Annotated in this window: 20 protein-coding genes; 3 read left to right on the top strand and 17 right to left on the bottom strand. The window is 39.7% G+C overall.

What is annotated here, in order from left to right; genetic code table 11:
- Nucleotides 1-214: 214 nt before the first annotated feature.
- Together ACFOUY_RS18140 and ACFOUY_RS18135 are read left to right on the top strand one after the other, a co-directional pair.
- Nucleotides 215-1,744 (top strand): PAS domain-containing sensor histidine kinase, encoded by a 1,530-nt coding sequence (locus ACFOUY_RS18140; RefSeq protein ID WP_378962649.1) that lies wholly within the window; start codon nt 215-217, stop codon nt 1,742-1,744.
- A 1-nt stretch (nt 1,745) separates the two neighbouring features.
- Complete coding sequence (locus ACFOUY_RS18135; RefSeq protein WP_378962648.1) at nt 1,746-2,105, top strand: response regulator; 360 nt, start codon at nt 1,746-1,748, stop codon at nt 2,103-2,105.
- A 310-nt stretch (nt 2,106-2,415) separates the two neighbouring features.
- On the opposite strand, the gene ACFOUY_RS18130 is transcribed toward ACFOUY_RS18135, so the two are convergent.
- The 11 genes from ACFOUY_RS18130 to fumC form a co-directional block, all read right to left on the bottom strand.
- Entirely contained in the window at nt 2,416-2,607 is a 192-nt protein-coding gene (locus tag ACFOUY_RS18130) for a cold-shock protein (RefSeq protein ID WP_131531728.1), read from the bottom strand.
- Nucleotides 2,608-2,804: 197 nt separating this feature from the next.
- The gene (locus tag ACFOUY_RS18125) at nt 2,805-3,263 is read right to left on the bottom strand and encodes a MaoC family dehydratase (protein WP_378962647.1); all 459 of its coding nucleotides are present in this window, start codon (nt 3,261-3,263) and stop codon (nt 2,805-2,807) included.
- 390 nt (nt 3,264-3,653) lie between these two features.
- Nucleotides 3,654-7,184 (bottom strand): chemotaxis protein CheB, encoded by a 3,531-nt coding sequence (locus ACFOUY_RS18120; RefSeq protein ID WP_378962646.1) that lies wholly within the window; start codon nt 7,182-7,184, stop codon nt 3,654-3,656.
- 138 nt (nt 7,185-7,322) lie between these two features.
- On the bottom strand, nt 7,323-8,093 hold the full coding sequence (locus ACFOUY_RS18115; RefSeq protein ID WP_378962644.1) for a YoaK family protein: 771 nt from the start codon (nt 8,091-8,093) through the stop codon (nt 7,323-7,325).
- Nucleotides 8,071-8,919 (bottom strand): DUF6544 family protein, encoded by an 849-nt coding sequence (locus ACFOUY_RS18110; protein ID WP_378962643.1) that lies wholly within the window; start codon nt 8,917-8,919, stop codon nt 8,071-8,073. Before ACFOUY_RS18110 ends, ACFOUY_RS18115 begins: the two co-directional genes overlap by 23 nt.
- Nucleotides 8,920-8,923: 4 nt before the next feature.
- The gene (locus ACFOUY_RS18105) at nt 8,924-9,670 is read right to left on the bottom strand and encodes a succinate dehydrogenase/fumarate reductase iron-sulfur subunit (protein ID WP_378962642.1); all 747 of its coding nucleotides are present in this window, start codon (nt 9,668-9,670) and stop codon (nt 8,924-8,926) included.
- A 20-nt stretch (nt 9,671-9,690) separates the two neighbouring features.
- Nucleotides 9,691-11,601: a fumarate reductase/succinate dehydrogenase flavoprotein subunit gene (locus ACFOUY_RS18100; RefSeq protein WP_378962641.1), complete on the bottom strand. Its 1,911-nt coding sequence runs from the start codon at nt 11,599-11,601 to the stop codon at nt 9,691-9,693.
- Nucleotides 11,598-12,266, bottom strand: a complete 669-nt coding sequence (locus ACFOUY_RS18095) for a succinate dehydrogenase cytochrome b subunit (RefSeq protein ID WP_378962640.1) — start codon at nt 12,264-12,266, stop codon at nt 11,598-11,600. The genes ACFOUY_RS18100 and ACFOUY_RS18095 overlap by 4 nt, the downstream gene beginning before the upstream one ends.
- Nucleotides 12,267-12,375: 109 nt before the next feature.
- A complete protein-coding gene (locus ACFOUY_RS18090) occupies nt 12,376-13,806 on the bottom strand; it encodes an anion permease (protein WP_378962639.1) in 1,431 nt (476 codons plus the stop codon).
- 6 nt (nt 13,807-13,812) lie between these two features.
- Nucleotides 13,813-14,958: a porin gene (locus tag ACFOUY_RS18085; protein ID WP_378962638.1), complete on the bottom strand. Its 1,146-nt coding sequence runs from the start codon at nt 14,956-14,958 to the stop codon at nt 13,813-13,815.
- 39 nt (nt 14,959-14,997) lie between these two features.
- Nucleotides 14,998-16,431 carry a class II fumarate hydratase gene (gene fumC, locus ACFOUY_RS18080; protein WP_378962636.1) on the bottom strand — a complete coding sequence of 478 codons (1,434 nt, stop codon included), beginning with the start codon at nt 16,429-16,431 and terminating at the stop codon, nt 14,998-15,000.
- Between the two features lie 166 nt (nt 16,432-16,597).
- On the opposite strand from fumC, the gene ACFOUY_RS18075 reads away from it, so the two are divergent.
- Complete coding sequence (locus ACFOUY_RS18075) at nt 16,598-16,993, top strand: tautomerase family protein (protein ID WP_378962634.1); 396 nt, start codon at nt 16,598-16,600, stop codon at nt 16,991-16,993.
- Nucleotides 16,994-17,010: 17 nt separating this feature from the next.
- On the opposite strand, the gene ACFOUY_RS18070 is transcribed toward ACFOUY_RS18075, so the two are convergent.
- The 6 genes from ACFOUY_RS18070 to ACFOUY_RS18045 form a co-directional block, all read right to left on the bottom strand.
- Nucleotides 17,011-18,513: a L,D-transpeptidase scaffold domain-containing protein gene (locus ACFOUY_RS18070; protein WP_378962633.1), complete on the bottom strand. Its 1,503-nt coding sequence runs from the start codon at nt 18,511-18,513 to the stop codon at nt 17,011-17,013.
- Between the two features lie 159 nt (nt 18,514-18,672).
- Complete coding sequence (locus ACFOUY_RS18065; RefSeq protein ID WP_378962632.1) at nt 18,673-19,089, bottom strand: hypothetical protein; 417 nt, start codon at nt 19,087-19,089, stop codon at nt 18,673-18,675.
- Nucleotides 19,090-19,115: 26 nt separating this feature from the next.
- Nucleotides 19,116-19,946 (bottom strand): hypothetical protein, encoded by an 831-nt coding sequence (locus ACFOUY_RS18060; protein WP_378962631.1) that lies wholly within the window; start codon nt 19,944-19,946, stop codon nt 19,116-19,118.
- A 97-nt stretch (nt 19,947-20,043) separates the two neighbouring features.
- Nucleotides 20,044-20,145, bottom strand: a complete 102-nt coding sequence (locus tag ACFOUY_RS18055) for an SHOCT domain-containing protein (protein ID WP_378962690.1) — start codon at nt 20,143-20,145, stop codon at nt 20,044-20,046.
- A 172-nt stretch (nt 20,146-20,317) separates the two neighbouring features.
- On the bottom strand, nt 20,318-20,566 hold the full coding sequence (locus ACFOUY_RS18050) for a hypothetical protein (protein WP_378962630.1): 249 nt from the start codon (nt 20,564-20,566) through the stop codon (nt 20,318-20,320).
- A gap of 111 nt (nt 20,567-20,677) precedes the next feature.
- The gene (locus tag ACFOUY_RS18045) at nt 20,678-21,556 is read right to left on the bottom strand and encodes a universal stress protein (protein ID WP_378962629.1); all 879 of its coding nucleotides are present in this window, start codon (nt 21,554-21,556) and stop codon (nt 20,678-20,680) included.
- Between the last annotated feature and the right edge of the window lie 13 nt (nt 21,557-21,569).

The raw sequence follows: 21,569 nt of genomic DNA, 5'->3' as shown, positions 1-21,569 counted from the left end.
CTTGAATCTAAAATGAATGATTTCTAAAGTTTATTTCGAAAACAGAAACCATCATTTAAAAGATTTAAAAAAGTTGTAATGCACTCCTTTAAGTTTTAGATTAAACAATTTACATAAAAGTTTAATAAAAAATAAACAAAAAACGGGTTCATTAGTTAGTTAAAGCAGATAAGCAATTAACTTTTAATAAGATTTTAGGATAGTTAAATGAGATATGGAAGACTTTCCGCTAAACATACCCGATTTTGGGAATGCAGACTTTAGGCTTTTCGCAGCGGCCTTTAACGCATCGAGTAATGGAGTTATTATTACTGACCACTCCCAGCCCGATGACCCGATAATTTATTGTAATAAAGCCTTTGAATCTTTAACTGGATATTCTAGGAAAGAGATTATTGGTCACAATTGCCGTTTTCTTCAGTCTAATGACAGGAGCCAAGAGTCTAGAATATTGTTAAAAGAAGCTGTAAAAAAAGGTTCGCATTGCCAGGTACTGATTAGAAATTACAAAAAAGATGGCAGGGCAATTTGGAATGAGCTCATGATATCGCCTATCAGGAATGCAAAGGGTGATGTTTCTCATTTTATTGGAATTCAGAATGATGTAACCAAGCGAGTCGAGGCTGAACAAAATCTTTTAGAGGAACGTGAACTTCTCGATGATAAAGTTCGCGAGCGAACGCAAACCCTTGAGGAAAGCGAAGCCTATCTTTCAGCTATTGTAGAAACAATCAGAGAAAGCCTTGTTGTTCTGGATAAGCAAATGAGAATTACGAGCGCAAACAGAAACTTTCGTGAGTTTTTTAAGATCTCGCAGCAAAAAATTCTTGGAAAAGAAATCTTTGAAATCGGACACCACCAATGGGATATTCCAGAACTTAGAGAATTACTTTTTAACATCCTCCCTCATAATAATCCTATTGAAGGCTTTGAAATGGAAACTGAATTTGAAGCCATTGGCAGAAAAATGCTTATACTAAATGCAAGGCAAATGACTTTAAAAGGAAAATATCAGGATAGGATACTGCTGGCAATTGAGGATATTACCGAGCGCAAGGCATTAGAACATCGGAAAGAGGATTTTATCAATATTGCGAGCCATGAGATGAAAACTCCTTTAACAAGTATAAAGGGCAATCTTCAGCTTTTGGAAAAGATTGCGAGGAGACGAAATGATGAAAGCTACTTTAAAGGCTTTAAAACTGCTGGAAAATCAATTGATAGATTAGAAAGATTAATATATGAGCTTTTAGACGTCGCTAGAATACAATCTGGTAAAATTGAGTTCTCGTTTGAAACTTTTGAGCTCTCAAAATTAATAAATGAATCGGCTGCCATCATGGAAGCCGAATTCCCAAGCCATAAGATTATAATATCTGGTGATTTAAACAATACAATAGAAGGTGATTTCGGGAGACTTGAACAGGTTATGATCAATCTATTATCTAATGCGGTTAAATACAGCCCAAATTCCCAGAGCGTAAGGATCCATGTCGCCTGCCTTTCAGATTACTGTAAAATATCAGTTATGGATAGCGGACTTGGGATTCATAGCCGGGATCATAAAAGAATATTTGAGCGCTTTTATAGAGCTGATGAAATATCAGAGAAATTTCCAGGCGTAGGAATTGGATTATACGTTTGCAGCCAGATTATAAAAGAACACCATGGAACCTTATGGGTGGAAAGTGAAGAGCAAAATGGATCTTCTTTTAGTTTTACAATACCAATGAAACAAAAATAGGATGCCAAAAAAAATAATGTTATGTGATGATGAAGTTGATATCCTTGATATTACCACCTTTATATTGGAAGATGAAGGATATGAAATTATTTCTACTTCAAATAGTTTGGTGGCCGAACAAATGTTTATTAAGGAGCTACCTGATTTGCTAATTATAGATTTATGGATGCCTGGGATTTCAGGAGATCAGATTATAAAGTCGCTGAAGAAAAGAGATATATTTAAAAACATACCAATGATAATCTTGTCTGCAAGTGACAAAGCAAAACTTACTTCAATTGCATGTGGCGCTGATGCTTTTATAGCCAAGCCGTATGATATTGATGAATTTTTGGTTACGATAAGCAAATATATTAACTAAATAATGATGGTAATGCATACTATTAAGGTCTGAATTTGCTGATTTTGTTAAGCTAAAACCAAAAAATGCTGATGCAAAAAACATAATGCACTATAGGGATACTTTTTTACGCTATTTTATTAAACTTCCTTTTACCATTACTGACCAATAAAATTATGATTACCCAGTAAATAGAGAACTAATGACATTATTACTCGTTGAGGTTTTAAAGACTTAGAACTGGGTTGAATTTATTCTTCCTAAAATATATGGGCAAAAAAAAACATCCACTCAATGAGCGGATGTTTTTAACAATTTATGAAGGTTACTTTTATCCTATTTTAACATTAATTGCGTTCAGGCCTTTTCTGCCCTCTTCTACATCGTAGCTTACTGAATCATTCTCACGAATGTTATCCAATAGGCCAGATACGTGTACAAAAAGTTCTGCATCGCCATTAGCTGGTACGATAAATCCAAAACCTTTTGTCTCATTGAAAAATTTTACTGTTCCTTGTTGCATTATATTTTATTTAATTATTTTCAAATATAAATAAAATATATTGAAAATCAAAATGTTACATTAAGCAGCAGCATTTGCAAATCAAAAAACTATTTTTTGCATCAGGATGTATAATTTGGCAGATAAGCTGAGCCTGTTATGCGTAATTATAAAACCTATAACCATATTTATTAAACAAAGCCTAAGGAATTTTAAGATTAAAGGAAGTGATATAGGAAGATTACATCACCTGTATAAGCTGGCTTACTTTCTCCACGGATTATCAGCGTAGCCTGAATAACTACTTTTGTAGTCCCTCGTAGGTTGGCTATCGAAAGTAATTTAGCTTTCAACTGAACTTCGCTACCCACAATAACAGCTTGGCCGAACCTGAAGCGCTCTATTCCGTAATTAATTTCCATTTTAAGATTGCGAACATCTGCAATCTGTTTCCATAGATATGGAATCAGCGAAAGGGTAAGGTAACCGTGTGAAATTGTTGCCTTAAATGGCCCTTCATTTTCTGCTCGCACGCAGTCAACGTGTATCCACTGATGATCTAGGGTAGCATCCGCAAAGCTATTGATCTGATCCTGGTCAATTTTATGCCATTGTGAAATGCCAAGCTCTTTTCCAAGATGAGATTGGTATTCTTCAAAACTGTTTATTATCAACATATTCTTAACCAAAGGTTTATTAAGTATTACTAATCATGGAAACCATTTGAAAGCTAATAAAAGCCCAATATAATTACCGGGATAAAAATATTTTAAAAAAACCTTATTTAAAAATTATTTTTCTAATCTAAAATATATCCCTCTAAAGCGGCTGTATATTTGATAATAGCACGTCTTAACTTACCTATTACGGTGTCACTTCCTTGTGCAATTTCAAAATTCAGGAAACTAAAAATTTAATAAAATGATGAAAAGCCTGAAAAAACAGATGTTAATTAAACTCAGCTCGCTAAAAAGATTCACCACCCTAAGTTGCTAACTGCAAAGTCGCAAAAAAGTAGTTTATCCAACCCGTGTTTCACTTCGACCAAAATCTGGGTAAAGACGAAATTATATTGGCAAACCAAAACAAAAGGTAGAGCCATGCCCCAATTCACTTTCTACCCAGATCTTTCCTTTGTGCAATTTTACAATCTCTGCCGATAGGTAGAGTCCAAGACCAAATCCAGAAACTTTACGGGTTTGGACATTATCTGCCCTATAATACCTGTCGAAGAGTTTCTTCTGGTCTTTTTCGCTAATTCCAGCTCCATGATCCTTCACAATTACGGTAACCAATTTCTTGGATACTTTTAGCGAGATTTCTATACTTGTTCCTACCGGAGAATACTTAGCGGCATTGGCAACAAGGTTATTTATAACCTGACCAATCTTATCGCGATCGGCAGTTATTGAACAGTCGCCATGGGAGATGAGTTTAATATCGTGTTTGAGTTCAATTACCTTTGAATCTGCTATTGTTTCTTCAAGCAAGTTATTTAATTCAAAGGTCTCGGCATTTAAATAAATCTTACCTGCCTCGAAGCTCGAGGTATTCAGAAAACCGTTTACCAGAAGTGACATCTTTTTGATCTGTAAATCTGCTTTTTGAAGAGCGGTAATCAGGAACTCGTCGCCGCTATTTTTAGTCCTCGTTCCCATGAGCTGAATATAACCCTGAAGCGTTGTTAACGGAGTTCTTAGCTCATGGCTGGCAATAGCAATAAAATCATTCTTTCTAATCTCATCCTCTTTATGAATAGTTACATCATTCAACAATCCTGCAAAATAAACCGGTTTATCATCCTCATTATACACAAGATTACCGATGGATCTTACCCAAAGAGCCCTATCCTCCAATGGAAGGATTAGTGGATATTCAATATCCATTTTTTCTCCCCTATTAATACTATTTTCAATTCCATTAGTAAATAGCATTCTGTAATCATTTCCAATTCTTGAAACCACATCCTCGTATGACATTTTTTGTTCCGCCCGATACCCAAAGAGCTCTTTCATTCGCAGTGAAGGCATAAAAGCACGGGTATCAACATCAATGGAATACATCCCCATTTCGGCAGCATCCAGAGCCATAGCCAACGTCCTGTTGCTTACATCTAATTCTCGTTGTACCTTTTTCAGTTCAGTGATATCGTTAAAGGTTACAATGGCTCCGCTATTTTTATTATCCGATTGCCGTACATAAGGCATAGTCATCACCTGGTACCATTTACCATTATTGGTCTCGATTTCTTTGGTAATAATGTCTCCGTCTTTAAGTACCTGTTTAATATCATCGATAATAGTTTCAAATTTAATATTAGTGGTAATATTACTTAAAGGTCTGCCTATGTCTGTCTCAAGCAGATTAATTTGTTTAACCGTGCCCGGAGAAAACTTCATCAGCAATAGATTGTTGTTGATGAAAAGCTGCCCATTAATGTTACTTCTAAAATAATTATTCAAATCATCATTAATATCGAGGAGTTCTTTGTTTTTGAGCTGGTATTCTGAATTTATGGTATCAAGCTCTTCGTTAACAGATTGCATTTCCTCATTGGTACTCTGCATTTCCTCATTAGCAGAAATCATCTCCTCATTGAAGGATTGCATGTTCTCGTTCGAAGCATCTAGCTGTTCATAAGCAGATTTGAGCTTTTGCCTAATTTCCCTCATCTCTTCTTCGAGATTTAAAGTATACTGGTCATGATAAACTTTTTCGTTGAATTCGATTCCCTTCTGCTCTGAGATTGCGAAAGATTTATCCTCAATAAAAGTGACCATTATCAATTTCTGTTCACCTCCTTTCACTTCCATCGGGGTTAGGCTTAGGTTAATGCGCATAAAGGCGTCGCCCTGTTTTATCTTGATTCGGTTAAGGGTAGCTTTTTTCCCAGTCTTAATAACATTAACGCTCATCGTATGAAATACCATGGCCAGTTTGTGTGGCAAGAGTTTTTCTAGATTGGTAGTAAAATGTTTTGCAAGCAGGAATTTGGAGGTGTTGCCGTAAGATTTAATTACATTTTTGTTCTCATCTATACAAAGAGCAAGATAATCCAGATCTTGAGCAAGGCTTACCTGCATCATTTCAGACAGGGAGGTACTTGTATTATTATCCATGCTATCGCCCGTTGCAAAAGCAGGCCTGTGTTTAACCTCTAAAGTATCAGGCATAGAAAAAGCATCGAAACTGAACATACGCTTCGATTTTATGTTCCGGTATACTTTATATTGCTTACTAACCACTTCTAGGTTCTGTATGATTGGCATTGGGTTTTCACTGGAGCCCAGAAATAAATGACCATCCATTTTAAGCCCAAAGAGGAGCATCGAAAATACCTTTCGCTGCAAAACAGGCGCCATATAAATCAAAAGATTGCGGCAGCTGATGAAGTGCATGTTGCAATAGGGTGGGTTTTTAACCAGGTCATGCTGGGCAAATATGGCCATCTTCCTAAGTGCAGGCTTGATGCGGTAATGCGATCCTTCTTTTATAAAATGTTTTTTTAATCTGTCGGAACTGATATTTTTTACCATATCGGACTGATAAATTCCCTTACCTGCATATGTAAGCGCCGCACTGTCGATATCGGTAGCAAAAATCTTGACTACTGTAAAGGCAAGTTCTCCGGTAAGCTGTTCTGCGATAAGCATGGCCAGAGAATAAACCTCTTCGCCCGTTGCGCATCCGGCTACCCAAAGTTTAAACTCTTCATTTGGCATCAGCTTTTTGAGTATCCCAGGAATTACGTTTTTTTGTATATAATCAAAAGCTTCCGTGTCGCGAAAAAAAGCGGTAACGCTGATGAGAAAATCCTTGGAAAGCAATTCAATTTCTTCCGGCGAACTTTTCAAAAAATCATAATACTGCAAAAGGCCTGAAAAATCATGATAGGCTGCCCTGCGTTTTGTCCTTCTTAAAATCGTAGTTGGCTTATAGTCAGAAAAATCAAGCGGCGAGCGCTGTTTAATAAGCTCGATAATCAGCCCAAGGTTTTTATCATCATCCTTCGCATCATTCTTGATTTCTCCCTCGTAATTTACATAATCTACAATGGCACCAGGCATGGCGGTGGGTTCCAGTATAAAATCCACCATTCCTGTGGCAATGGCCTTTGAGGGCATACTTGGAAAAAGCGAGGTTTCAGGGTTTCTAGCGATAACCATACCGCCTGCTTTCTTGATAGCGATAACACCTTCGGCACCATCACTTCCCAGTCCGGAGAGCACAACAACAATGGCTTTGTTCCCGCAGTCTAGTGCAAGGGCGTTAAAAAATGTATTTATGGTTAGATGCGGACTTTTCGATTTTTCCTTTTCACGTAGATAAAGATGTCCATTCTGGATGGTCATAAATTTATCGTGAGGAATGAGGTAAACCCGGTTGGTTTCTACAATAACCCCTTCGGTTGCCTCCTCCACCAATAGTTTGCTATGCTTGGCAAGCACTTCGCCCATCCTGCTTTTGAAATCTACCGAAAGATGCTGCACCACAATATAGGAAACGCCGTCCAATGGGGTATGGTCGAAAAAGGAGTTAATTTCCTCAAGACCACCGGCAGATGCACCAATGGCTATAATGTACTCAGGGTCTTTCATTTTATCTACTGTATTATATGTTGGGCAAAATCAATCGGATTGATTGTTAAAAACAGCACAAAATTGTACTGTTAAAAAAGGAAGTTAACAGGGGAAATATATGTTTAAATGTAGGTATTAATATCTGGTAACTGTTATTTATACAATTTCATTTTTTTTATCTGATATGATAGTGTGCGTATCACTCTTGTGGTAGCGAAAATTAGAATAATATCTTTTGATGTTTAGCCGGAATACATCGTATAGCAGGGCAAAACTGAGCATTGATGCTGGCAGTAGAAACGACCAGAAACTGATGTAGGTAAAAAGATATGCACCTGATAGTGCTCCAAGCATAAAGAAAAAAATTATAGAAACCCTGAGCTTAATCCTGGCAATCAGTTCATCCTGAAAAACTTGCTTATCTATCCTGATTTGTGCGAGCTCTATACCCAAATCTGTGAAGGTACCGGTAAGATGCGTAGTTCTTACAACTGAACCAGAAATTACCGAAACCAGTGCATTCTGCATACCCATTGCAAAAAGGAGGCTACCTGCAAAAAAATTGCCTGAGAAACCCCAAAATTTAATAGCTGGTGAAAACGCACAAAATAGCAGTATCATTGTTTCTAAAATAATAGGAATGGCAAATGAGAACCGTGCATTATGACCGATTTTATTTACAATCAGGCTGCTGGTGAAAGCGCCGGCAAGAAATAACGTCATCCATGTTGCAACAAGTTTAGCCATTAACCAGTCTTGCCTGGCAATGCCTTCGGCAAAGAGGGCAGCATGGCCGGTAACATTTGTAGTTAGTGCAGAAAAACCAAGAAAACCTGCTGCATTTACAAAACCAGCAGTTAGACTTAATAGCACAGCCAGTTTCAAGTTGTGCACATAGGTTCTCTTAACTCCGAAATGTCTCAGCATGGTTTATTTTCTTTGCTGTATAACGAAACTCCATATCGTATTCTATTTCCAGGATTTCAAATCTTGCATAAGGGAAAAGCTTTCCACCTAATTTCCAGCTAGCCTCAGCCATAAATGGGATACGCATTGAATTGATTTCGCGATAATCTGAAAGACTGATCACCCAAATTTCCAATACACCAGCCATATACCTTTTGGTAGATAGTGTTGCAATTTCTCCCTTTTGGGTAAAAGCTACAAGAAAGCTTAAGTTCAACCCATAAACATTTACTTTAAGCCTTGCATTTTTTGAATCTATAGCAAACCACTGCCTGTTTTCATTCTCAAGAAAATTGGTTGGAAACCAAACGCTTTCTGCCAACCACCTCAGCAGTTCGCCCTGATTGAACTTATCTCCCTTGCCATTAACAATTTTCAGAGCATCCAACAGAAAAACCTCCAGCTTTCCTTTACCGCCTATATACATATCCCTCGCACTAAACAGCGCAGTATTTCCTTTCCAGATAAAACCAGCTGGTAAGATGGTATAATACTGCTCGCCACGAATTGGGATCCATGGCCTATCCAGAGCAGTTTTGAACTGTCCGCTATGCTTTAGTCGAATCGTTCGGATATAACTTTGACCTTCTTTAAGCACTAGTCTGAAATATTTATCAACTGGTAAGGGAAGCCCGGAAAGCTGGCCAAAATTAAAAAACTTAGGTGCTGACCTATCCTGTAAGGATAACAATCTATAAAGCTGGCTTTTGTAACGCCAATTAGAAAGTAACACCATAAAAGCATACAGAACTAAGACAGCAATTATCAGGTAAAAGGCAATAATCATCTCGTTATTTTCTTAATACCAGTGCCTTATTGTACTGATAATTCATCCGTCCGATGTGCAAAACAGATATTTCCTGAGGGCATTCTACTTCGCAGGCCTCTGTATTGGAGCAATGCCCGAAACCTTCGGCATCCATCTGGTTGACCATTTTTACAACTCTATTGGCAGATTCAAGCTTTCCTTGTGGCAAAAGCACAAGGTGAGATACCTTTGCAGAGGTAAACAGTGCGGCGCTTGAATTTTTACAGGTAGCTACGCAGGCACCGCAACCAATACATGCTGCAGCATCAAATGCTGCCTCTGTAACTTCATGCGCAATGGGCATACTGTTGGCTTCTGGTGCCTGTCCGGTAGAGGCTGAAATGTAACCACCTGCCTGAATGATATGATCAAAAGCAGAACGGTCAATCTTCAGATCCCTTAACACCGGAAAAGCAGCCGCACGGAAAGGCTCAATATAGACGGTCTCTCCATCTTTAAAACTTCTCATGTGTAACTGGCAGGTTGTTGTGCCCTTAAGTGGCCCATGTGCCCTTCCGTTAATCATCATTCCACATGCACCACAAATGCCTTCCCTGCAATCGTGATCGAATTCAATCACACGCTCCCCTTTTCCAATCAGCCTTTCGTTCAATAAATCAAGCATTTCTAAAAAAGACATGTGCTCGGAAATCTCATCGACTTCGTAACTGACCATATCTCCTTTTGATTCTCTATGCTCCTGACGCCAAACTTTCAGATATAATTTCATAATAAATTTCTTAATAATAACTATTTATAACTCCTAACGGTAAGCTTTACGGTCTCAAAAACCAGTGGTTCTCTATGCAATTCTGGCTCTGCGCCTTCTCCTTTCCATTGCCATGCAGACACGAAGCAGAAATCCTCATCATTCCGGACCGCTTCGCCATCAGAAGTCTGGTATTCTTCCCTGAAATGTGCGCCGCAAGACTCCTCTCTTTGCAAAGCATCATGGCACATCAGCTCACCCAGTTCAAGAAAATCCGAAACCCGGCCAGCCTTTTCAAGCTCGGAATTTATTTGGTCATCACCGGTAATCTTCAGTTCTTGATCAAATGATTTTTTAAGCGTTTTGATTTCAGTTATCGCCTGCTCTAAACTTTCTTTTGTTCTGGAGAGCCCACATTTATCATAAAGCAATTTACCGAGTATCTTATGGAAATAATCGGCTGAAAGATGTCCTTTAAGGTTTAAAAACCTATCCAGCTGTGCTCTTACGTTATTTTCTGCATCTACGAAAGCAGGGTGATCACTTGTTACCTTTTCTGCTTTAAGTTCTCCAGAAAGATAATTCGGGATGGTGTATGGTGCGATGAAGTAACCATCAACACAGGATTGGAGCAACGAATTAGCACCCAATCGGTTAGCACCATGGTCAGAAAAATTGGCTTCACCTAAAGCAAAAAGTCCTGGAATGGTTGTCATCAGGTCATAATCTACCCAAAGCCCACCCATAGTAAAGTGGGCAGCAGGAGAAATCAGCATAGGCTCTTTATAGGCATCAACACCATTTATCTTATCGTACATTCGAAATAGATTGCCATATTTCTCTTCTATCTTTTCTTTTCCCTGTTCTTTGATTGCTTTAGAAAAGTCAAGACAGACTGCATTTTTCATCGGTCCTACGCCGCAACCAGCATCAATACGCTCTTTTGCGGCGCGTGAAGAGATATCTCTGGGAGAAAGATTTCCAAAGGTTGGGTAGCGCCTTTCCAGATAATAATCCCTTTCCTCTTCGGGAATATCGTTGGGCACTCTCACATCTCCCGCTTTTTTGGGTACCCAGATTCTTCCATCGTTACGAAGAGATTCTGACATTAGTGTCAACTTTGACTGGGTTTCGCCAATCTGTGGTAAACAGGTAGGGTGAAATTGAATCCAGCTTACTCCCGACATAAAGGCGCCTTTTTTATGTGCCCTCCAAATAGCTGAACTGTTGCAACCCATTGCCAGCGTAGAGAGGTAATAAACTTTTCCATAACCGCCTGTTGCCAGAACAACTGCATTAGCCGCATGGCGCTCAATTTCTCCTGTTTCTAGGTTACGTGCTATGATACCACGTGCTTTCCCATCAACAAGTACAAGATCAAGCATTTCGTGGCGGGTATAGGTTTTTACCTTTCCAGCTGATACCTGTCTCATCAATGCCTGATAGGCACCAATCATCAACTGTTGGCCTGTCTGTCCACGGGCATAAAAAGTACGCGATACCTGAACGCCCCCGAAAGAGCGGTTATTCAGGTATCCACCATATTCTCTTGCAAAAGGAACGCCTTGCGCAACCGCCTGATCAATCAATGCAAGAGAGCATTCAGCCAGGCGGTAAACATTGGCTTCGCGAGAGCGAAAATCTCCACCCTTAATCGTATCGTAGAACATCCGATATATGCTATCTCCATCGTTTTTGTAGTTCTTTGCCGCATTAACCCCACCCTGAGCTGCGACTGAATGTGCCCTACGAGCAGAATCCTGAAAGCAGAAAGATTTAACATTATATCCTTGTTCAGCCAGAGTTGCCGCACACGAAGAACCTGCAAGCCCGGTTCCCACTACGATAATTTCAAGTTTTTTTCTATTGGCTGGGTTAATAAGTCTTGAGCTATCCTTATAGTTTTTCCACTTATCGGCAAGTTCGCCATGAGGTATTTTTGCGTCCATCATAATGCTTTGAGATTAAAATATATGTAAATCGGAATGAACATGAAACCAAAGGTGATCAGTAGTGTATACACCCACCCTAAGGCACGCACTACCCAGGCATATTTGGGATGATACAATCCAAGCGTTCTTGATGCGCTAAAAAAGCCATGCAAAAGATGGAACCCAAGCGCAATAAAGGAAAGCTCATAAATAACTATATACCAGCCTTGTCGAAATGAACTTATCACAATAGAATATAGATCTTTATTCCCTTCTGCATCCAGAGGCAAATGGCCAAACTTGTAAACATACCAGTAATCCTTGAAATGGATAATCAAAAAAATTAGGATAATTGTGCCCAAAATGCCCATGTTCCGACTGTTCCACGAGCTGAGCCGAGCCCGTTTATCATAAACATAGCTGCTACCGTTAGCGGTGTTGTTTTTTCTGGTGATGAGCAGTGCATAAATGGCATGTCCGATGAGTGAGAGATAAAGAACATATGATATAATTTTAATCAGAATATTTCCAGAAAGCAGGTTCGAGTACCAGTTGAACTGTGTTCTGGCCGCAGATGCAGGCAATAACAGCTGTAAGTTTCCCAGCAAGTGTATAACCAAAAAGAAGCACAGGAAGAGTCCGGTCGCGGCCATCACCAGTTTGTATGTTAATGTGGTCTGTTTCATTTATTTGTTTTTAGGATGGAGCTTTTTAAATAATTTGATCATGCCCCTTTATGCTTATTAATGATTTTAATCATCTAGGATTTATATTTTCTTTGATGAGCAATTTGACTTACCAAAGTCCAATGACCTTCCACCATAATCCGCCGACCAGAAACCAGATCAACAAGAATAGTACACTCATAAAAAAGCCCTGTTTCCACCAATCCTTAAGGTCGACGTATGTACTTCCAAAAAATATTGGAGCTGGTCCGTGTCCGTAGTGCGTCAGGGAACCCATCAATGAGGCGCAAGCTCCAAGAAATATGGCAAGCATAGTTCCAGGTACACCTACAGCAATACCAACGGCCAAAAATACCGAGTACATGGCTGCAACCTGCGCTGTTGCACTCGCAAACATATAATGGCAATAAGAGTATACCAGAATAATTACGGGAAAAGCGAGTTGCCAGCTTAAGTGTGCCATCTGACCACCGACCAGGTGACCAAACCAACCGATAAAGCCCAATGAATTCAAGAATGATCCCATCATCACCAGGGAAGAAAACCAGACAATGGTATCCCACGCCCCTTTTTCAGACTTGACGTCTTCCCAAGTAAGTACACCACATAAAAGCAGGATACAAAGGCCAATAAGTGCACCTGTTGTGGCGTCGATAGAAAACAGGTTACCAAAAATCCAGAGCACAAGTAAAATAATAAATGTTGCAACCATAAGCCATTCCTTGATGGTGATTGGTCCCATTTCCTTTAATTGTTTGGCGGCAATAGCAGGTGCTTCCTTAGTTTCTTTCAGTTCGGGTGGAAAAACTTTGTACAGAAATATAGGGACTAAAAGGAAGCAGACAAGACCTGGAACCAATGCTGCGATAGCCCAGCTTCCCCAGGTAATGGTCACCCCTAGGTCTTTCGCAAACTTCTGCGCCATTGGGTTACTCGCTGTCGCAGTCAGAAACATAACTGAGGTAATCATATTCGCATTATAACTGCTTAAGGTTAAAAATGCTCCAATTTTTCTGTGCGTTTCTGCTTTCTCCGGGATAGAACCCATATTAACGGCGATAGATTTCATAATCGGAAAGATTACACCTCCCGCCCTTGCAGTATTGCTTGGGATGGCTGGAGCTAAAATAAGATCGGCCGTGTTCAGTCCATAAGCTAAACCCAACGGGCTTTTACCAAAAATTTTGATAAAGCTGTAGGCAATCCGAGTTCCAAGACCAGTCTTGATAAAGCCACGGGCAATAAAAAAAGCCAGCCCGATTAGCCATATGGTAGAATTGCCAAAGCCACTGAGTGCATTCAGGATGGATTTTGTTGGATCACCGGGGGCTAAAACCTGCGTAAGGGCGCAAAGGGTGATACCGATGATGGCCATAGTACCCATTGTAGCTGCTTTGGAAATAATACCTACAATAGTGGCTACAAAAATAGCAAGTAAATGCCAGGCGTTGGGCTTCACACCATCGGGTACAGGAATAAACCAAATAGCCACACCGACCACAAGGGTGATGATGAGTGATTTAAAATTGATCTCTTTCATAATATTTTAAAAGCGTATTTGTAACTGAATATAGCCTAGGCTATGATTGTATGTCGTGCTTAAGGGCACTTGGTTTTTAAATCTGTCTATCGCTACTCCAATCTGGACAGCAGCATAAAAATCGTCTGCAAAAATCAGAGAGACATTGGGAATCAGTGTCTGGCGGGGATTGCTCGCTAGCTTGTAGTTTTCATCAAAATATTCATATCTGCATGAGAACTCCACCGCCCGAAGCCTCCGGCTTTCGTGGTTGTAGCGTAGTGTTGGAAAGAAATAAAATCCCTGCATCTGGTATTCGCTCAAATCAGGACGAACCAACTGCTTATTGGCATTGTAGGCTAAAAAGTTTGCGCCTGTTTTATATTCGGCCATTAAAAGCAGATCGAATTTTTTGGACAGGGGAATCTTAGCCGTTGCATCAGCGCCATAGGCTTTACCAATACTGCTCAATGCCATACTACCTGAACCTGCATTGATGCCGACTGTAAAATCCTTCAGGAAGTCGGCTTCTAATCTTCCGTAGAGATTTTTGGTATTGTTATCATCTGAAGACTGGTTCTTGTTGTTCCCGTTGTAGGCACCTGCAAAATACCGGAGTTTGCCTCCCTGAATAACATTTCCAAGAACGGAAATCCCGGTCTGAAAACTCTGCCATCCGTTTTTACCAAATGCGTAGTATTGGTTAGAAAAATCAAGTGTTCGGATAATATCAACTGCCATGGCGTCCTCTATCCCGAAAAAGGGGCGAAACTGCCCAGCCTGGATATGAAAATATTCATTGAGCGAATATTTGATGTAGGCATTTTCCAAGACCTTATTGGCTGGATCACTATTAAACTCTGCTAGGTTGGCCAGAATATTAGCAGAAAAATGGTCGTTGATATCCCCCTTTACCATTACCCTAGCTCGCTTTACCAAAAAGGTATTTGATATGGCTTTGGATGTAGAAGGATCGAAATTTTTGCCATTAATATCTGCGTCTTTATCCAAAGAAAGCACATATCTGGTTTGCAGTACTCCTGCAAAAGTCAGTTTTCTTTTGTATGCAGAATAGTTGTTGAGTGTATCACTCAGCCTAGTTCGGTCTTTTTGCTGGGCATGCGTAACAAACACAGTTAGGATTATGATAAGTAATAAATAGAAGTGTTTCACGATATGAACATTTAGCTTTTAGTAAAAATTTAAAATGGCTTACTTGATGGTTCCGATCATATCCTCAGCACGAACCCACTCATCAAACTGTTCATTGGTAACCAGGCCAAGCGAGATGGCAGATTCCCGCAATGATTTATTATTCTTCAGGGCTGCTTTGGCTATCTTGGCAGAATTATCATAACCAATGTGAGGATTAAGCGCCGTTACAAGCATAAGTGAAGTTTCCAGGTGTTTTTTGATGCCATCATAATTTGGCTCTATACCCAAGGCACAGTGTTCGTTGAATGAGCAACAGGCATCGCCAATGAGTCTAGCTGACTGCAGAAAATTAGCAGCCATTACCGGCTTGAATACATTAAGCTGAAACTGTCCGTTAGAGCCAGCGACAGTAATAGCAACATCATTGCCCATAACTTGTGCAGCGACCATCGTTACAGCTTCGTTCTGGGTCGGGTTGACTTTACCAGGCATGATGGATGAACCCGGCTCATTTTCTGGCAGGTGTAATTCCCCAATGCTGCATCTGGGACCTGAAGCCAGCATACGGATATTATTCGAGATGTGCATTAGTGAAACCGCAATCTGTTTTAATGCGCCGTGACTTTCTACAAGAGCATCGTGAGCTGATAATGCTTCAAATTTATTATCCGCCGTCCGAAATGGCAGGCCTGTAAAATCCGCGATATATTTTGCAACCGCAATATCATAACCTTGGGGCGTATTCATTCCCGTACCAACAGCCGTTCCGCCAAGTGCTAATTCAGAAAGATGATCTAATGTATGGCACAACGCTTTTAGCCCGTGATCCAGTTGTGAAACATAACCAGATATTTCCTGACCCAGTGTTAAGGGTGTTGCATCCATTAAATGGGTACGCCCAATCTTAACCACTTTTTTAAAAACTTCTGATTTTACTGCTAAAGTATCCCTGAGTTTTTCTATACCGGGAATGGTGACATCTATCAATATTTTATAAGCTGCAATGTGCATAGCCGTTGGAAAAGTATCGTTTGAGGACTGCGATTTGTTCACATCATCATTTGGGTGGACATACAGTATTCCCTCACCCATTTCTTTTCCCTGCAGTACATGAATTCGGTTGGAGATCACTTCGTTTGCATTCATATTCGACTGCGTTCCTGACCCGGTCTGCCAAATCACAAGCGGAAATTCCGCAAAAAGTTCTCCTTTTATTATCTCATCACATACATTGGCAATCAGATCCCTTTTATCAACGGGCAGGACATTCAAATCACTATTTGCGTAGGCGGCGGCTTTCTTCAGAAAACCGAAAGCCTCAATAATTTCTTCAGGCATAGATGCCGCAGGGCCAATCTTAAAGTTATTTCTTGAACGCTCGGTCTGAGCGCCCCAGTAATGGCTTTTAGGTACTTGGACTTCGCCCATACTATCGTGCTCGGTTCTTGATGTTGAAAGTCCTGTATGATTTATTTCTTTTAAGGCAGACATATTTTTTATTTAGGATATGCCGTAAAGGTGGGCAAGGTTGGCTGGCTCAGCCATGACAAGAATCAAGAGGAAAGATGATTTGAATCAGCAGAAGTCTATTTAAAATAAACCTAATTTGTTAACGGGATAAACCAATTCGGGTTAATGCCCATCAACCATCGTAACCATGCCCTACCTTCAACTGGAAGTCATCAGAAACTACCCCTATGCCACTAAAAAATTATTGGCCAAACGAATTGGCGAAGTCTATTCAAAAATTATGAAAGCAGATCAGAACCGAATCACAATAAGTATACGTGAACTTGGTGAAGGCGCCATCTGGCGATGTGGAGATGATGAGCCTATTCCTGGGGCAATTATGATGTGCGATATCAGGAAAGGCAGAGATGCGCATACTAGAACAGCGCTTTCCCGGGCACTTATTGAAATGTGCAATGAGGTTTTGGGACTGGAAACAGGTCAGCTTAATATTGAATTTACCCAGCATAGTGGCGATGAAATGTACCACCAGCGGCTTGGAAGTTTTAGTGCAGAATGGACTCCAGATGAAGGATCGCTATAAAACATTTAATTAAAAAATTAAGGCTTTGATCTGATTTTCTTATCTGAAGCCAGCAATCGTTCGAAACCGTACATTGCCATTTCCAAAGCCCCGTCATGGGAATAGATGTCTTTAAATATTACCAGCTGGCTGTCTATCATTTCGCAGGTTAGATAGGTTATTTTCATGACAACTGGTGTGTTCAACTTAAAATCCATAGTCTTACCATTTGAAATGGCAGCATGCAGCAAAGGCCTTTTATTAGATGAACCATCCGTTACCAAAAGCAAATCGGCCAGTTTTTCAGCCTGGTCAATCTGGATACAACCAGTACTTAAGGCTCTTTTTGATAAACCAACCAGTTTGGATTGTGGGGCATCATGAAGATAAATACCAGAAGTATCTGCCGAGTGGAACAGAAGTTTGCCCATAGCATTACCGCAAGCTTGAGATTGTCTTGCATAATAACCTTTTGGCTGTGCTTTTATTTGCACGAGTTTTTTAGCCGTGTTCTCGATTAACCTACCTTTTAAATCATAAATTGTATAATGGTTGCTATCCAGATAGGTTAGATTTTTTAAAGCTCCGGGTAGAACCTGGCTAATAAAAATTTTAGCAGCTACCCTGCGATCGGGAACAGTAGTCAAACTAATCAGTTTGCTTTCAAATATTGGTGTTGGAGAAGACGGTTTGCCTACAATAATTTTAAAAGTATATACCGTGTCTGATAGTTTCATTTTTGCTGTAAAAGCTGGGATGTTTATAATCAGGCTTGGCGTTTGGCTGGCAGAAAGCCATCTTAAACGTTCCATATTAATCGTCATTTTCCTTACATGCTCTTCTGGAAACTCATAGCTATCTTCCAGATATTGGCCCCGTACCAGATGCATATATCTTTGCAGGTCATCGTACTCTTTGGATGAGGGCTGTACCGCAGCAATTTCATTATAGAAATCTTTACTTTCCATCAGCTGCATCAATCTGGCTTCAGCATTGAAGTCTCCGTAACCTCCATCATCAATTTTTGACGGAGTCAGAACGGTATTGAATTTCCCATAATGCAGGTGATTCATAAAGGTAATCATCGCGTCGGTCATCATTACATCGAATATCGCACGCTGGCCACCACTAAGCATATTTGGCACTTCGGCTAAAACACTAATCTGCTGATAAATAAGTTCACTGGCATGAAAATCATCTCGATTAAGGCCAAACTGAGAAACGCAATCCAGAATCATCATCGCGTGAGCAAGTTGTCTATTATGATTCTCTTTCTCTACCCAAGCCAGACTGTAACCTTTGGATTTATAAAAACGTTCAACTGATTTAGGATAATTCAGCATACTTCTGCAGGCTAAAAGCTGCGCTTTGGTCTGCTCGGAAATAGCGGCGTTAATTCTTTCTCCCTCCTTAGTAAACGTGATGGGAGGATTCTGTGCCAGCACATTGAAAGAGGTATGCGCAAGCAGACAGATCAGCCATATCATGAATACTATTTTATGGCTTTTTGAACAGTATTCGGTTTTCGAGGTATTTTCCATCTTTATTTATGAGATTAGGGGGGAAGGACAGCGAATCTTATCACGATCTTTAAACAACAAACTTCGTATTAATCCTTTTTTCCTGAAATGATTAAGATCAATCTTTTGGCTGACTTTGCTCACGACCATTTTTGTTAAAAAATTCGAGCCGTTGATGGATTATGATATTTTTTGCTGAGCTTTTATGACCTGTTGGACAAGAAAAAAAAGCTCTTTTTTGACAGTTCTGTAAGTCGATGTCAGGTGAGTCATCACATGTTCCATCTGCTCGTGCTTATCTTCCAACAATTCACCATGGTTAAACAAAAGTTCCTCCGTCTGTCCTTCTAAGTTTTTAAGATGCTTACACAGAAGAATATCTGCACTGTATTTATCCTTTTCGAGCTGCAAAAGTTTGGCACCTACGCTCTTTAGTGCTTCAAGATATTCTGGACTTGACAAGCGGATAAAATAGTCATCTAAAAGATGGTGCAAGAAAACGGTTTCAACCTTAAAAAAATCTACGTCGGATGCCCAGTGTTTGGCTAATGCATGATATTGACGATACGCTGCAGGTGTGATGTTTTTACCATTCATAAGTAATTTCTTTACAGTTAAGATAATTAAGAAGGAAATATGAGCAAGGGCACTGGCTTGTATAGTGCACATTTATCCTTAAAATATTGTTTGGTGAGGGTATTGAAATGAAAATGCTGATTTACAAGAATCAGCAAATCTGCCTGCATACCCCTTACCATTATTTCAAGGGTATTTAGTTCATCGTTTTTATCCAGTATATTCAGAAACAGTTTTTTGTAACCGACATTCAAACTCACTTCCTGATTGAAAATATTCTCCGCTTCCTGTGATTCTATTTCCGGAAGGCCGCTTGCCGATGTGTGTGCGATAACGAGATTGGCTCTCCAGCATCCTGCAAGATTAGCAAGAAATTTAACGATCTCGATTCCACAGAAACGCAGATCAGTCAGGTAGACCAACCTTGTGAATTCATTTTCAGACCATGAAGATGGAACTAGTAATAAGGGAACCTGAAGCTTATCTAAAAGGGTATTGATATTTAGGTTTACATTTAGCAGTGCTTCTGGCGAGAATTCATCCATTCCCTTAATAACCATATAAAGATCATTTCTTGATGTAATCAGAAAAAAACCTTCTCTATCATTATCAAGCTCCGTCTCCTGAATTAGCGGACTGAATCCGGGATGGAGTTTTTTTCTGCAAAGCAGCTTTTTCATCAAGGAGGTATGAATTGGTTTTGCGATGGTTTCATCATGAGTACTTCCTGCCCATTCGTAATTCTGCAAATCAAATTCTGGCTCTTTACTGCTGGCAAGTATGATATTCGCATGCATACGCTGGGCAAGTATCAGCCCAAATATCGCCGCATGTTCCGCTTCAGGAGTATGATCGTTGATTAGGAGTATCGTTTTCATTTCAAGTATTGTTTAATTTTGTTGTGCATCTTTGCGGACCCTTAGTATATTAAGCTATAATTTTTCGTTATATAAAAATTTTTTAGGCGGCGAATCATCATAATGGTTCCATTTTATCACGCTCCAGTATGTTTTTTTTCCGTTCATATTCCTTGAGGTCTATTGCGCCTCTGGCAAAGCGTTCCTGAAGAATATGCATTGCGGAGCGCTTTCTATTACGTTGCCCTGGGATGTCATATGGCACAAGAAATATCCATACCAATAGTGCAGACCATAAGATCCACCAGAGAAAATCCATTCCAAAAAAAAGATTTGTGAAGTACATTTTTAATTTTATTTAATTGGTAAGTTCTTTTTATTCCGGTAAAATATTAACCTATTTCGCTATTATCAACGATTATTCCCATTTCACTAAGCACCCACTCCGAAAGGTTATCTCCGTGATTTCTGCTTAATTCAGGTAGTTTTCTGAAAATGGAAACCCTTTGCAAAAAGTTCTTGTTCTTCCAGATTCGAAATTTTTCTTCTATTCTGGAAAGTTGCTCCAGGTAATCTGCACCAGACAGCTTATCGGTATTCTGAATAGATTTTTCAATTTGAATTGCTGTATGTAAATCCATTTTCTTAATATGATGATATTGTAAATATTGCATAAAGTGCCTGCCTTAATAATGCCCTACCATGACAGGTGATACATATCTTATTTACGCTAGCTAAGGACATCTACCGCTTCAAGCAATATGATCAGCATCTTTTACGGCACTGAATATTAGCATAGGAAAATTTAAATCTTTTGCCAGCTTTTCAGTCACACTTCCATTTAGCCAGCGGTTTAGGAAATTTTTCTTGCGGTGAACCATTACGAGCAGATCCATAGCTGAGCTGGCCATAAGCTTTTCAAGGCCATTTGTTGTATTTTCTTCGTTGATTCTGATAAAATGAATACCTGGATAACCAAGGTCACTGCTAAAGGCAAGCATCATATCTTTTGTTTTCTCTGAAATGTTGCTGGTTAGATTTTTAGGTGTCGAAATGTGGGCGATAAAAATTTCAGCTTTAAATGCCCTAGCCAATGGGATTAGCTTTCTTAAAAAAGCACCATCTTCATGTGTATCGCTCAAATCAGAAGCAAAATAAATATTCTTGAACGGGGCAATTCTGGTTTTTGAGGGAATGAGTAAAAGTGGTAAACTGAGGGACTCAATCATATTGCGGGTGTGGTTGCCAAGCAAAAAACCTCCAAATCCATCACCATGCGTTCCCATAACCACGCAATCTATTAGCTGATCTGCAGCAACTAAACCTTCGACCACATCCTGAAGATAACCAGACTGGTTTACAATTCCGATTTGCGGTTTTTTATCATGTGAATGATCAATTTTTTTAATATGCTCCTTTAATTTTTCAAGTTCGCTCTTACTTTCTTCTTCCAGCACATTGGATTCTTCCATTGGCCAGACAACAAGTCCGGCCTGTGGCACTTCCGCTGGTACAATTACGGCATTGCATAGAATAATGTTGGCATCTATTTTTTTGGCAAGCGAATAAGCATATTCGGCCACATGTTTCGCATGCGAAGAGAAGTCGGTAAGTACTAACAAATTTTTCATTATTTTATGGGCT

This window comes from Pedobacter jamesrossensis, assembly GCF_042650905.1.
Lineage (GTDB): Bacteria > Bacteroidota > Bacteroidia > Sphingobacteriales > Sphingobacteriaceae > Pedobacter > Pedobacter jamesrossensis.
Note: the sequence above shows the minus strand (reverse complement) of the source record. Positions and strands in the feature narration are given on the sequence as shown.